At 37.4% G+C, this 13,468-nt stretch carries 9 protein-coding genes; 1 reads left to right on the forward strand and 8 read right to left on the reverse strand.

What is annotated here, in order from left to right:
* Positions 1-21 precede the first annotated feature (21 nt).
* Positions 22-1,062, forward strand: coding sequence for a LacI family DNA-binding transcriptional regulator (locus ACFEMA_RS04190; protein WP_411766759.1), 1,041 nt, complete (start codon positions 22-24; stop codon positions 1,060-1,062).
* Here the strand turns inward: ACFEMA_RS04190 and queG are convergent.
* From queG to ACFEMA_RS04230, 8 genes are all read right to left on the reverse strand, one after another.
* Positions 1,046-1,966 carry a tRNA epoxyqueuosine(34) reductase QueG gene (gene queG / locus ACFEMA_RS04195; RefSeq protein ID WP_411766760.1) on the reverse strand — a complete coding sequence of 307 codons (921 nt, stop codon included), beginning with the start codon at positions 1,964-1,966 and terminating at the stop codon, positions 1,046-1,048. The two genes, ACFEMA_RS04190 and queG, sit on opposite strands and share 17 nt — an antisense overlap.
* Before the next feature lie 19 nt (positions 1,967-1,985).
* The gene (locus ACFEMA_RS04200; protein WP_411766761.1) at positions 1,986-3,341 is read right to left on the reverse strand and encodes an FAD-binding oxidoreductase; all 1,356 of its coding nucleotides are present in this window, start codon (positions 3,339-3,341) and stop codon (positions 1,986-1,988) included.
* A gap of 37 nt (positions 3,342-3,378) precedes the next feature.
* Positions 3,379-3,882 (reverse strand): YybH family protein, encoded by a 504-nt coding sequence (locus ACFEMA_RS04205; protein WP_411766762.1) that lies wholly within the window; start codon positions 3,880-3,882, stop codon positions 3,379-3,381.
* A 171-nt stretch (positions 3,883-4,053) separates the two neighbouring features.
* Positions 4,054-5,136: a nickel-binding protein gene (locus ACFEMA_RS04210; protein WP_411766763.1), complete on the reverse strand. Its 1,083-nt coding sequence runs from the start codon at positions 5,134-5,136 to the stop codon at positions 4,054-4,056.
* Positions 5,137-5,208: 72 nt separating this feature from the next.
* Positions 5,209-6,231: a Holliday junction branch migration DNA helicase RuvB gene (gene ruvB, locus ACFEMA_RS04215; protein ID WP_411766764.1), complete on the reverse strand. Its 1,023-nt coding sequence runs from the start codon at positions 6,229-6,231 to the stop codon at positions 5,209-5,211.
* Between the two features lie 149 nt (positions 6,232-6,380).
* Positions 6,381-8,303, reverse strand: coding sequence for an OmpA family protein (locus tag ACFEMA_RS04220; RefSeq protein WP_411766765.1), 1,923 nt, complete (start codon positions 8,301-8,303; stop codon positions 6,381-6,383).
* Positions 8,304-8,321: 18 nt separating this feature from the next.
* The gene (locus ACFEMA_RS04225) at positions 8,322-9,278 is read right to left on the reverse strand and encodes a type IX secretion system membrane protein PorP/SprF (RefSeq protein ID WP_411766766.1); all 957 of its coding nucleotides are present in this window, start codon (positions 9,276-9,278) and stop codon (positions 8,322-8,324) included.
* Between the two features lie 31 nt (positions 9,279-9,309).
* Entirely contained in the window at positions 9,310-13,461 is a 4,152-nt protein-coding gene (locus tag ACFEMA_RS04230; protein WP_411766767.1) for a gliding motility-associated C-terminal domain-containing protein, read from the reverse strand.
* Positions 13,462-13,468 lie beyond the last annotated feature (7 nt).

Consider the following 13,468-nt stretch of genomic DNA (forward strand, 5'->3'; position numbering starts at 1 on the left):
AACCATATTCCTTAGATAGATATGAAACCTGTTACCTTAAAGCAAATTGCAGAGACCTTAAACATTAGTATAACTACTGTCTCAAAAGCATTGAAAGATTACCCAGATGTAAGTAAAAAGACCAAAAGATTAGTCAAGGAAACGGCTGAAATCCTTAATTATAAGCCAAATGCCTTTGCAGTAAATTTAAGAACTAAAGAATCAAAGACTATTGGGTTAATCATCCCTGAAGTGGTCCATCATTTTTTTTCGAGTGTTATTAAGGGTATTATTGCGCAAGCAGAAAAAAAAGGGTATTTGGTAATCATCCTTCAGTCCAATGAATCCTATGAGTTAGAAAAAAAACAGATTGACCTTTTATTGAGTAAACGTGTTGATGGTATTCTTATATCCTTAGCGAATGCATCAGTAAAATTTGACCATATCAATACTATACTAGAACATGAAGTGCCACTTGTTATGTTCGATAAAATAGCCAAACTAGTACAGTGCTCTAAAGTTATTATTGATGATCGAAAAGCTGGATATAAAGCCACAAAACACCTTATAGACATAGGTTGTAAAAAAATAGCTCATTTTAGAGGACCACTTTTACCACAAAATTCAATTGATCGTTTTTTAGGTTACAAAAAAGCCTTGGAAGATCATGGTATTACCTATGATCCTTCAATTGTATTTATTTGTAATGATGTTAGTTTTGAAGAGGGGCAAAATTATGCTGAGGACATAATTGCCAATCATAAAGATGTAGATGGTATTTTTATTAACACAGACTTGGTCGCAGTTGGTGCTCTTAATACCTTTAACAAAAATAACATTAAGGTTCCAGAAGACATCGCTATTGTTGGGTTCAGTAATTGGTTTATGTCATCTGTTATATCCCCATCTTTAACAACTATAAATCAGCCTGGTTATAAGATGGGTCGTAAAGCTTTTAAACTATTATTCAGTGAAATCAAAAAAAGAAAAGCGCAAGAACCTATTAACTTTAAAACCGTTGAGTTACCTACAGATTTAATTATACGGGAATCTACATCAGTAAAGGTTACTTCAAAAACCTAATATTTCTTTTTAATCCAGCAAACTTAGTCCGCTTTACAGCAGATTTTTTGAATACTTTTTTAAAAGTATCTTCAGTGATGTCTTCCCAATCCTTTTTGGTCATGGATAATAAGTCTGGATATGGGTTAAATAAAGGTTCGTTATGCGATTTTGAAAAGCGGTTCCACGGACACACGTCCTGGCAAACATCACAGCCAAACATCCAATCATCGAATTTATCTTTAAATTCTGAAGGAATATTATCTTTTAATTCAATCGTAAAGTACGAAATACACTTGCTGCCATCGACTACGTAAGGCTCTACAATAGCCTCGGTTGGGCAAGCATCGATACAGGCTGTGCAAGAACCACAGTGGTCTGTCACCGGTGTATCATAATCCAATTCTAAATCAATAATCAATTCTGCAATAAAATAGAATGAGCCGACTTTTTGAGTCAATAAATTTGAGTGCTTGCCCATCCATCCTAAACCAGATTTTGCCGCCCAAGCTTTGTCCAAAACCGGAGCAGAGTCTACAAAAGCACGACCACCAACTTCACCAATTTCTTCTTGAATAAAATGTAGCAACGCTTTGAGCTTGTCTTTTATCACAAAATGGTAATCCGTTCCGTAAGCGTATTTTGAAATCTTATAACTATTTGCTGTTTGCTCTTGGCTTGGATAGTAGTTTAATAATAAAGACACCACGCTTTTAGAGCCTTCTACCAATTTTGTTGGGTCTAAACGCTTATCGAAATGGTTTTCCATGTAATGCATTTCGCCATGCATATTCTTGTTCAACCAGGCTTCTAATCTAGGTGCTTCTTCTTCTAAAAATTCAGCTTTACTAACACCGCAAGACAAAAAACCGAGGCGTTTGGCTTCGGTTTTGATGAGTTGGGTGTAGTGCCGTTTGTTTTCCACAGCACTAAAATAAGATTAATTACGGTTTTGGCTTTATATTCTGATTAATATGAAAGAAGTTATCTGGATCGTATTTAGTTTTTACCTCTACTAATCTTTCGTAATTATTCTTATAGGCCTCTTTTATGCGTTCTTGTCCTTCGTTCATCATAAAATTTACATACGCACCACCCATAGCATGTGGTTTTAAAGCATTAAAATAATCTTTACACCATTCGGTTATCTCACTAGCTTTCTCAGGTTTAGGGTCAACTCCTACTATTACCTGTGACCAACGCGCCTCTCTATTTGCCCATGCCGTTTCAGAATTGGAAACCTCATGACAAGCACCATCTACTGGGTACAAATGTGTTGTGGTATGCATAGTTGGTATTTTAGAACCATGCTCAATATTTATTTTTATAGATTCTGGTGTCAATTCCTTAATATAATGGGCGCGCCAATACCATTGCAGCCCTGGAGGATATAAAGCGTCAAACATCGTGTTTAAAGCTGTCATCGGGATTTCACCAACAAAGTCTAAAATTGGTGGACCAAACTGACGAATAGGTGTAAAAACTTCTTCTGCATTTTCTATTGGTCCAGTATAATTCCATACCACACCACATACATTTTGATTCCACAAATGTTCTGGGAAGGGGTCAGCTGGTGGTACAATTAAAAATGCGAAAAAACCATAAAGGTCGTTTGAAGCATTCTTTGTGATGGTATCATAAAATTCCATTGCCTCCTTTGCTTGTTCTATAGGCCAAAACATTGGACCTGCATAAACATTCTTTACCTCAATTAAATTAAATTTAAATGATACTACGACACCGAAATTTCCACCGCCACCTCTTAATGCCCAAAATAAATCTGAATTTTTATACTTATTTGCTGTAACTACCTCCCCTGAAGCTAAAACGACTTCACATTCTAATAAGTTATCAATAGTCAATCCTCCTTTTCGACTCAAATAGCCTAAACCTCCACCGAGAGTGATTCCCCCTATACCTGTTGTACCGATAATACCACTTGGTAAAGCTAGACCATGCTCATGGGTAGCAGCATCAACATCTGCCAATGTATTACCAGATTGTACGATGGCTGTTTTAGAATTTGGATCGATTTCTATAGCTTTCATTTCTGATAGGTCTATTACAAGTCCATTATCAACTAAGGCCAAACCTGCACCACTATGGCCACCACTTTTTATAGATACCTCAATATGGTTATCCCTGGCATAAATAACTGCATTGACAATATCTTGGGTGTTTTTGCATTTTACAATTAATGCTGGTTTTTTGTCAATCATAGCATTATAAATAGCTCTTGCCTCGTCGTAATTGGTGTCTTTGGGGGTGATAATCTCTCCGGATAAATCTTGATAGCTCATAATTTTGTGTTTTGGTTAGCGCTTATTCTATAATAATTTATTCTGATTTTAAAGGGGAATGATGCTCATGTACAATTTTCCAATCTCCTTTTTTTGTCTTAACAAACAGTAACGATATCTGATCATTTACAACCACTATATCGTCTTCAAATTTTAAATGAAAATCCGAATGGAAAGTCACGTTTGCGACATTGCCATAATACACAGCAATCTTTAAGTCTTTAGCATCAAACTTTAGAACTTCTGTAACGTTTCCAAACACATTACGCTCATGATCTTCATTGGCTTCACCACCGACTCTTGGTTCCCCCATTTTAAATTCAGTAAATTTTGGGCCATAAGCATGGAAAGCAATTAACTTATCTATATCACCATCTTTAATACTTTGTACTATGCCATTCATGGTTTCCATAATTTCTTCTTCAGCTTTAGGGTAATTCTGATCTATGCCTCCTCCACTATTTTGAGCCATAAGGATTTGAACGTTTAAGAATAGTATAGCTAATAGCAACTTCCCTAACATTGAGTTTCTGTTTTTCATTTTTCTATGATTTATGATTTCCTCAAATTTATTGAGGATCAGAAAAAAACAGCACCTCGTTTTATTCAAAGAGTGCCTCAAATGTTTCATTAATAGACCCCTAGCCTATTATTTACAATTAAACCAACACTTTTTAAGGAAATTGTGATTTTAGAAAATCATATAAGTTAATTAAGATGCTAACATAATTTGAGAAGGAGAAACCCCAAACTTACTTTTAAAATTCTTACTAAAATATGATGGGTTTGAATACCCAAGTTCATAAGCAATTTCGGAAATTGAGAGCTTATTCTCTTTTATTAAATTCATAGCTATTTTCATTTTGATATCACGCACAAAATGTAGTGGCGACCTCCCTGTTAAAGCTATTATTTTTCGATAAACCTGTGGGCGACTTATACCCATATCCTGACTAATATTACCGATACTGAAATTTTCATTTGAAAGATTTTTCTCTGTATATTCAAAAAACCGTTCTATGAATTTTTGTTGAGTCTCGCTTACAATTTTAATATTTGCAATACTCTTTTCTCTTTTATATATGAGTAATTTCGAAAAGTCTTTAGACAATACTATTTCACCATTATTTGCTAAAAGAGCCAATTGTTTGGTGTAATCTATGGCGTCTTCGAAAAAACCATCACTATGGGTTACAGGCTGACCTTCAGTAAGTCCTATTCTAAATTCTATATCTCGGTTTTCTGACAGCAATTTTTGAATGCCTCTAGCACATTGATAAGCTACAGCTGCCTCATTAAATACAACAATTATACTATCGTCACTTATATTTTTAACTTCGGTGCCTTTATTTTTATCAACGATTTCAAACACAGCATTTCTTGCAAGTCTAGGGGTTTTAAATCGGCGCATATCACTTACATTGGCCTGGTCTGTTTTTGCCAGTATATCTACAATGAGTATAAATCTAAAACCTGTATCAATCTTTCCGTCCTTATAATAGACTATACCATGATCGACCTTGTGACCTTTACCCATAAATGCATCTACCAATCCTGCTTCAACCTCAACAATATTGCAAGCCACATCACCATGAGCTTCTTTATGAACATTTTCACAAGCTTCAGGATTAGGACCTTCAATTAAACAAAAAATAGTCCCTGCTTCTTGATTTACCCAAAACTGATGATATTTTACGCCATACTTGTCTTGCATTTGTTTATCAGCCATGTGGGCTTTTTTCACATCTTCGACTGTAACACCAGGAAAGTGATGGTAATCCATATAAATGGGCATAGCAAACTAATTTAAATAGAGTTCAGTTAAGCTATTAATTAGGAAGGGAAAGACTAAAGGTACAAAAACAAATTAAAATAAATCGCCCTGTGCTGGCCCCTTTATTTTTCCAAGGTGTTTATAGGCTTGTTCCGTAACTTCTCTACCTCGCGGGGTTCGCATAATAAAGCCTTGTTGGATTAAAAACGGCTCGTAAACTTCTTCAATGGTTTCAGAGCTTTCACTGACTGCCGTCGCTAAAGTGGTAATGCCAACAGGACCACCTTTAAACTTATCTATGATGGTAGTTAATATTTTATTGTCCATCTCATCCAAGCCATGGGCATCAACGTTCAACGCTTCTAATGCAAACTTGGCAATTTTGATATCTATAGTTCCATCACCTTTTATCTGTGCAAAATCCCGAACACGTCTTAACAATGCATTTGCTATACGTGGTGTTCCTCGGCTACGACCCGCAATTTCAACGGCAGCTTCCATTGATATTGGGACCTGTAAAATTGTAGCACTGCGCTGAACAATTGTGGTCAATAACTCTGTATTATAATATTGTAATCGGCTACTAATCCCAAATCGAGCTCGCATTGGAGCCGTCAATAACCCTGAACGGGTGGTTGCACCCACTAATGTGAAAGGGTTAAGATTGATTTGAACCGTCCTTGCGTTCGGCCCTGATTCAATCATGATATCAATCTTATAATCTTCCATAGCAGAATACAAGTATTCTTCTACAATGGGACTTAAGCGGTGAATTTCATCAATGAACAGAACATCTCTGTCTTCTAAATTAGTGAGTAATCCGGCTAAATCCCCTGGTTTATCCAATACAGGACCAGAAGTTACTTTAATACCAACATCCAATTCATTAGCAAGAATGTGAGCTAGCGTTGTTTTTCCAAGACCTGGAGGGCCATGAAAAAGGGTATGGTCTAAGGCTTCATCCCGAAGATTTGCGGCTTGAACAAAAATCAATAAATTTTCTAATACTTGATCCTGACCTGTAAAATCATCGAACGTGAGTGGTCTCAATTTCTTTTCGACATCGAGTTCTTCTGGTGTAAAGTTTTCGTTCGTTGGGTCTAGGTTTTCGTTCATAGCATTTCCTGCGTAGGCAGGAATCTTTAAAAAATCATAATTATTTAGATTCCCGTTTTCACGGGAATGACAGATAAACAAATATAAAGAAAAAGCCTTTCCAATTATAGTTAGAAAGGCTTTTCATTAAGTACTCTTGTGGTTTAGATTTATTTTAAAACCTTAAACTCACAACGTCTGTTCAGTTCGTATTCAGCTTTTGTACAAACACCTGGTTTAGTACATTCGTTTAATGGTTTTGTTTCACCAAAGCCTTCGCTTGTCAATCTTTCGCGCTCTATACCTCTGCTGACTAAATATTCTAACGTTGAAGCTGCACGTTTTTTAGAGAGTTGCAAGTTGTAATCATCCGAACCTCTAAAATCAGTATGTGCAGAAACCTCGATTTCCATAGATGGATATTTCTTCATTAAATCCACTAAGACATCCAACGTTTTAGCAGCATCTGGTCGAATTTTAGCTTTGTCAAAATCAAAATAAATTTGATCTAACTCCACCTTAACAACACCTTCTTCATCCTTCTTAACACGTTCTTCAACATCTGCAAAAGATTCCATGCTTAAATAAATATTATGACTTATTTTACCATTAGCGTCCGTTGAAAATTCAACTTCAACAGGTATGTAAGCATTTAACTCTCCCCTAACTGTATATTTTTTATTCGGTTCTAGTTTGAATAAATACTCGGCGTCACTACCCACAATACTATCTTGAAGTTTACGGTTAGAGTCATCTAACAATGTTACCAACGCACCTTCTAAAAGTTCGTTAGAGTTTTTATCCTGAACAGCTCCTTGGACTAAGTATTTCGTTAATATGTTCTCTTCTCGCACATACTTGTAAATACCGTCATAGCCTGTTCTATTAGAGGATATATAGCCTTTGTTGTTCTCTTCATCAATAACATAGGCAAAATCATCTAAGCTACTGTTTAAAGTACTTCCCAAGTTTACTGGTTTGTCAAATCTATCATTGACCCTGTTACTTCTAAACACATCCAATCCGCCAAAACCTATGTGCCCATCTGACGCAAAATATAATACGTTACGCTCACTAATATATGGGAACTGCTCTCTTTGTTTTGTGTTTACAGTATCACCTAAATTCTCTGGCTCTCCAAAAGTTCCATCTTCATTAATATCAACACGGTATAAATCAAATCCGCCATAACCTCCTGGTCTGTCACTCGAGAAATACAATCTTTTCCCATCTGGACTTAGTGCCGGATGCTCGGTACTGAATTTGTTTGAGTTGAAAGGTAATGCTTCAACATTCATCCAAACTCCATTGACTTTTTCTGCTCTGTATATTTTAATATGGGCAATTCGGTCTCCATCTGTATTTGATTTCGATGAATTGGTTCTATTAAAATACATGGTGTTTCCATCTGAAGAAAATACAGGATTACTCTCATGAGATTCCGTATTTATAAGTTCTGAAAATGGTACAATATTCTGTAATTGACCGTTAGAATCTATGTCTGCAGAATAAATGTCTAAATAAGGTAAGCCATTCCAAGCAAATGTTGGGTTACTGTTATTTCGAGTTGATGCAAAAGCCACTTTTCCCTCTCCATAAAAGGTCATCCCAAAATCACTAGTCATCGCTGCATTTTCTAGTTGTTGCAATGTGAATACATGCGGTGTGGTCTTTTCATTTTCTTCAATAAAGCTGAGTGTATTGATAGGTATATTGTAATACCTACCCAAATAATCATCTGCTTCTTTATAATTTTTTACGCTTTTAAGTGCCTGCCCGAACCTAAAATAATATTCCAAATCTAAAGAATCTGGATAGGTAACAAACAACTCTCGATACGTTTTAATCGCCTTCTGCATATTACTATTGTAGTAATAGCTATCCGCTAAATTCTGAAGAACATTTCGTGTATGTTCTTTAGATTCGTATAACTCCGCTGCTTTAACATAGGCTTTCATCTGAAAGTATTTGTCTGCGCGGTCTAATCGTTGTTCTTGTGCATTTGCAACATTAACAATACACAGTAAACAACCAAGAATATATAGTGTTGGTTTCATAATGTCTTTAATTCTATTTTCTAAATAAGCTTTCATAATGGTAGGTATATTAGTTTAGAAAAATCTTGGTGAACGATCATAACCTCCTCGTAATCCAAAGATATCAACATCAAAAAGAATAAATATCTCGTGAGAACCAGAGCTAAAGTCACTTAGGTTAGAAGTTGTATAATCATAACTGTAACCAATTCTTAAATCTGGGGTCACTCTAAAGTTTACCATTGCTGCAATAGCATCTTCTAACCTATAACTTAAGCCTGCTTCCAGTTTCTCATTAATAAGAACGTTAGCATTAAGGTCTAAAGCTATTGGTGCGCCAGAAACTCCTTTTGCCATAAAAGAAGGTTTCAGTTTTACATTTGGATTAATATCGAACACGTATCCACCTGTTAAAAAGTAATGAACAGCTTCGACGCCTGTGGATTTTACACCATTTTCAGATTCAATATGAGTGGTTGTCAGCAAGTTTGGTGCTGATAAACCGATATAATAGTTGTCCGAAAAATAGAATGCACCTACACCAACATTAGGGAAGGTTTGATTGATATTTTCGTTAAAAGCAATATCAGAATTCTGATCACCAGACTGTAAAACGAATCCACTAAAGTCAGTATTAAAAAAGGTCAACCCGGCTTTAACACCGAATGATAATTTAGACTCTAAGCCTACTGGTAATACGTAGGCAAAATCAGCATAAATATTATTTTCTTTAATCACATCACCGATATTATCATTGGTAAAGGAAATTCCTAATTCAATTTTCTCGCTTACTGGAGTATGAGCAAAGAATGTCCCCGTTTCTGGGGCGCCTTCTACTCCTACCCATTGGGATCTATACAATCCTCCGATATTAAGGATGCCTTGATCAGCAGTTGCGTATGCAGGGTTAATCACACTCATGTTGTACATGTATTGTGTGAATTGAGGGTCTTGTTGTGCTGTAGCTTGAAGCGCAAATAATAACAGTATGGCTGCAACTACACTAGTTTGATATCTATTGAAAGTTTTCATGTCTTTTAAATTTCTGTAATTAGCCAAATTATTATCTACTTAGGTATAAACGTCCTTGTCTTGCTGTATTGACACCATCATTAAAATTGAAGATGTAATAATATACGCCAACAGGTAATTCGCTGTTGCCTCCTCCTTGATTGGATGTTCCATCGAATCGAGGCGAATTGGCATCCCCTTTATAGACCATATTTCCATATCGATTATAGATTTCCATCTGAAAATTAGGATATAATACTTCAAGGTTATCCACATCGAAGGTATCATTGGTGCCATCACCGTTTGGTGAAAATCCATCCGGAATGACTAATGTTCCACAGGCAGTTAAGTCTGGTGTTACTTGAAGTCTCACACTACTTTCACATCCTGTATTAAGGTCTAGTAAAACTGCATAATAAGTATCTCCGTTTGAAAGCGTTGACCCACTTGAAATAGCATTACCTCCCGTGGAGGCGTCATACCAAATGACATCGTAATCTGGCGAGCTATTTTCAGCAATATTAGACGTTAAGTCTGCAATTGTTGGATTATCATTAATACAATAATCTGCTGTTGCATCAATTAATGTTGGTGTTGGCGCATCGTTAATCGTTACCACAACCATGACATTTTGTGAGGACTCACAACCTGATGCTGTTTGGGTAGCGTAATAGTCTTCGCCATCTATAAGCGCATCTGTAGCATTCAATAATGTACTCATTGCAGCATCGTCGTACCAAGAAATTGTCCCAGTAGCCGAAACTGTTGCATCTAAATCAGCAACTGTTGGGTTATTAACCACACAATATGATGGTGTTGCATTAACAACCGTTGGTTCTGTTGTATCATTAACTGTAATTGTCAAAACAGCACTAGCATCCGTAGTACACGGTGCAGTTGCTAAAACGGTATATGTATATGAACCACTTGTATCGACTGTTGGGTCAAAAATATTATTTCCACTTGCTAAAGCTGGTGACCATGTTCCATTAGTATCAGGGTTTCCTGCCAATAACGTCGTGAGATCAAAAGAACCATCGATAACACATACTGTTCCTGAGTTATCTCCTCCTGCATTTGCTGGTTGAGTAACAGTTACTGCGACGTCACTTGAGAATGTCCCACAAGCATTGACTAATTCATAAGTATATGTTCCTGGCGCATCGACTGTTGGATCAAAAACTCCTGTTCCGCTAACTAAAGCTGGCGACCAGGTTCCTCCTGTATCGGCACCTCCAAGTAGTGGAAATAAATCTATTGTTCCTGAATCACTACAAATATTTGTAGATGCATCCGTACCAGGGTTTAAGGCTTGTTCTACCGTAATAGTTACTGTAGTACTGGCATCCACACATGGTGCAGTTGCCGCAACAAAATAGGTAAAGTCATAAGTACCTGGCGTAATGCCATTGGCATTAAAAATATTTCCTGTCAATGCTCCTGTACTATCATCATCTTGCCAAACACCACCAGCATCTTGTGTGCCATCTAAAGCGGTATTTAAATCTACCGTACTGTCATTACAGACTATTACTGCTGGACCAGGATTTCCTGCAACTGGAGTAATAGGTATATTTACAATGACTTGAGTCCGTACTGAAGATTCACAGCCTGTTGTTGCATCGGTTTGGGTGACATAATAATCTTCACCATCTACCAAAGCCGTAGTATCCGCTAATGGTGTTCCTCCCGTTGCATCATCGTACCACTGTAGGTTTGTTCCTGTAGCAGAAAGATTAGCTACTGTTGCAGCGTCACAAAACTCTTGAGGCGTTGGTGCTGTTGCTGCAGGTGTATCATTAATAATAATGCTTACAGTAACTAATACGTCATCACAACTTCCGATAGCTGCAACATCATACGTAAACTCATAAGTTCCTGTTGTAAGTCCATCTAAGGTTACCGTGTTTCCTGAAAGTGCTCCCGAAGGCGTGTCGTCAGACCAGGTTCCTGTTTGGTCTTCACCCTCTAATAAATCATATAAATCAAAGGTTTGACCAGCAGTAATTTCAGCCACACAGAATTCCGCTGGCGCATTTGCTGTGCCAGACTCTGGAGCTTCTAAAATATTCACGATAACTGTACTGCTATTAGAACAGCCATCTGAAGATGTTATACTATAGGTAAAGTTATAGGATCCGATAGTTAAAACTGTTAAATCCACATCACTTCCTGTTAAGGCTCCTGTTGCATCATCATCAGTCCACGTGCCACCTGGGTCATTTCCTGCTAATTGCCCAAATAAATCTAAAGGCGAATTCGCCGCAACATCATTCTCGCAGAAAGTCGCTGGGGTTGGATTCCCTGTATTTGGTTGTGGAAAAACAATAATTTGAACCGTTACATCCACATCAGAACATGAACCAATCATCGGCACAGAATAGGTGTAATCATACGTACCATCTGTAAGACCAGAAATATCAATTGGATTTGTGACTGCAGTACCGGAGGTATCTGGACCTGCGTACCAAGTTCCATTAGTGTCTTGGGTCCCGTCTAAAAGGCTAAATAAATCGAATGGGGAATTATCCGCTAAATCTTCAAAGCAAAAAGAAACTGGTGCTAAAGCATTTCCAGATTCTGGTGCTGGTAAAATAGTAATGGTAATATCTTCTGAATCTTCACACGTCCCGTTTGAAAGCGTATACGTAAACTGATACGGACTTCCTGCTTCAGTGAACGTTGTAATATCAATTGGGTTTGTCACCGTGTTTCCACCGGCATCTGTCCAAGTACCACTATTGTTGTCTTGACTCCCATCTAAAGCAGTAAACAAATCGAATGGTGAATTTGCCGCTATTTCATTTTCACAAATAGTTGCATTTACCGCCGTTCCTGCATTTGGATCAGCTAAAATAATGACCTGAACCGTTGTGGATTCTTCAGGACAAGGATTAGGTAATATATTTTGAGTATAGGTATAATCATAAGTTCCAGGCATAACCCCAGTAAAGTCAATAGTTGAACCAACTACTGGATCTGTACTTGTTGTGCCTTGAGTCCACTGTCCGCCTGGATCTTCACCATCCAATAGCGTAAATAAATCGAATCCTGTCGGTAATCCTGATTCACAAAATGAAGCTGGGTTTGCAGCAGATGGTGTACCAGATGTAAAGTTATCGTAGATTGTAATCGTTACAGTTGAAGATGCTTCAGGGCAATCTCCTGCTGCTGGTACTGTATAAGTAAACGTATAAACACCAACGGCTTCTCCTGATATGTTAACTGTTCCTAAATGACCGTTGCTAGTCGCTAGAGGCCCTGTCCATGTACCAGTTGTATCTGGAGTTCCTCCTAATTCATCAAACAAATTAAAATCACTCACCGGAACACTATCTATACAATAGTCTAAACTAGCTGAAGTCCCTGGGTCTTCTGGTGTATCTATAGTTACAGTTACCGCAATTGGATTACTAGAACAAAACACATCCATGGCTTGCACATAGTATGTTGCACCATCAACTAATGGAGCTGTATTTGGCAACGGTGGTTGAATTGGATCACCAGAGCCATTAAGGCTATCGTACCATCTAAAGGCATCTGCCGTCCCTGGATCTAAATCCGCAACTGTTGGTGTTGTATCCGAACAAAAAAGTTGGGGACTTGGAGGTGTAGGATCATCAGGTGCTTCAAAATTGGCTGTGCTTCCTATTTCAATCTGACTTCGACATCCTGAGTTATCAACAAAAACGATATAATATATGGCACCACCAACAGGAATCGGGTCTGTACCATTTGCCATCATTGTTAAATCGAAGTCTGTAAAAACTTCAACAGAACCTCCAGGAGGAATACTCGATGACAGAATATCATCACTATAAAGCTGAATTGTTGGGTTTTCATTACTACAGTATATGGCATCCAAATTTTGATTGGTTGCATCAACTTGAAAATCTACGGTGATTTGTTCTCTTGCACCACATGTGCCAGAATTATCATCTGCGTAGTAGACGCCTTCCGAAACCAATTCATTGCTATTAAAAGGACTGCCTCCTGTAGCAACGTCATACCACACAATTCCATTGCCATTATCCGTAGCAAAGGTGTTTAAATCACTAAATGTAAAGCCTGAAGCATCACAAATAGGAGGTGGTGTAGGATCAGTAATTGTAGGGCATTGGGCATTTACAGAGAGTGAAGCCCAAAAGAACACAAAAACATAAAACATAGGTTTACCTATGCTAAAAGCGGTTGAAGTTTTCATGGTTAGT

The sequence above is a fragment of the Winogradskyella sp. A3E31 genome, from assembly GCF_046720935.1.
Classification (GTDB): Bacteria; Bacteroidota; Bacteroidia; order Flavobacteriales; family Flavobacteriaceae; genus Winogradskyella.

Excerpts from the sequence above, each read along its gene's own strand:
- ACFEMA_RS04190 (WP_411766759.1), top strand. The coding sequence starts at position 22 with ATGAAACCTGTTACCTTAAAGCAAATTGCAGAGACCTTAAACATTAGT.
- ACFEMA_RS04200 (WP_411766761.1), bottom strand. The coding sequence starts at position 3,341 with ATGAGCTATCAAGATTTATCCGGAGAGATTATCACCCCCAAAGACACC.
- ACFEMA_RS04205 (WP_411766762.1), bottom strand. The coding sequence starts at position 3,882 with ATGAAAAACAGAAACTCAATGTTAGGGAAGTTGCTATTAGCTATACTA.
- ACFEMA_RS04210 (WP_411766763.1), bottom strand. The coding sequence starts at position 5,136 with ATGCCCATTTATATGGATTACCATCACTTTCCTGGTGTTACAGTCGAA.
- ruvB (WP_411766764.1), bottom strand. The coding sequence starts at position 6,231 with ATGAACGAAAACCTAGACCCAACGAACGAAAACTTTACACCAGAAGAA.
- ACFEMA_RS04220 (WP_411766765.1), bottom strand. The coding sequence starts at position 8,303 with ATGAAAGCTTATTTAGAAAATAGAATTAAAGACATTATGAAACCAACA.
- ACFEMA_RS04225 (WP_411766766.1), bottom strand. The coding sequence starts at position 9,278 with ATGAAAACTTTCAATAGATATCAAACTAGTGTAGTTGCAGCCATACTG.
- ACFEMA_RS04230 (WP_411766767.1), bottom strand. The coding sequence starts at position 13,461 with ATGAAAACTTCAACCGCTTTTAGCATAGGTAAACCTATGTTTTATGTT.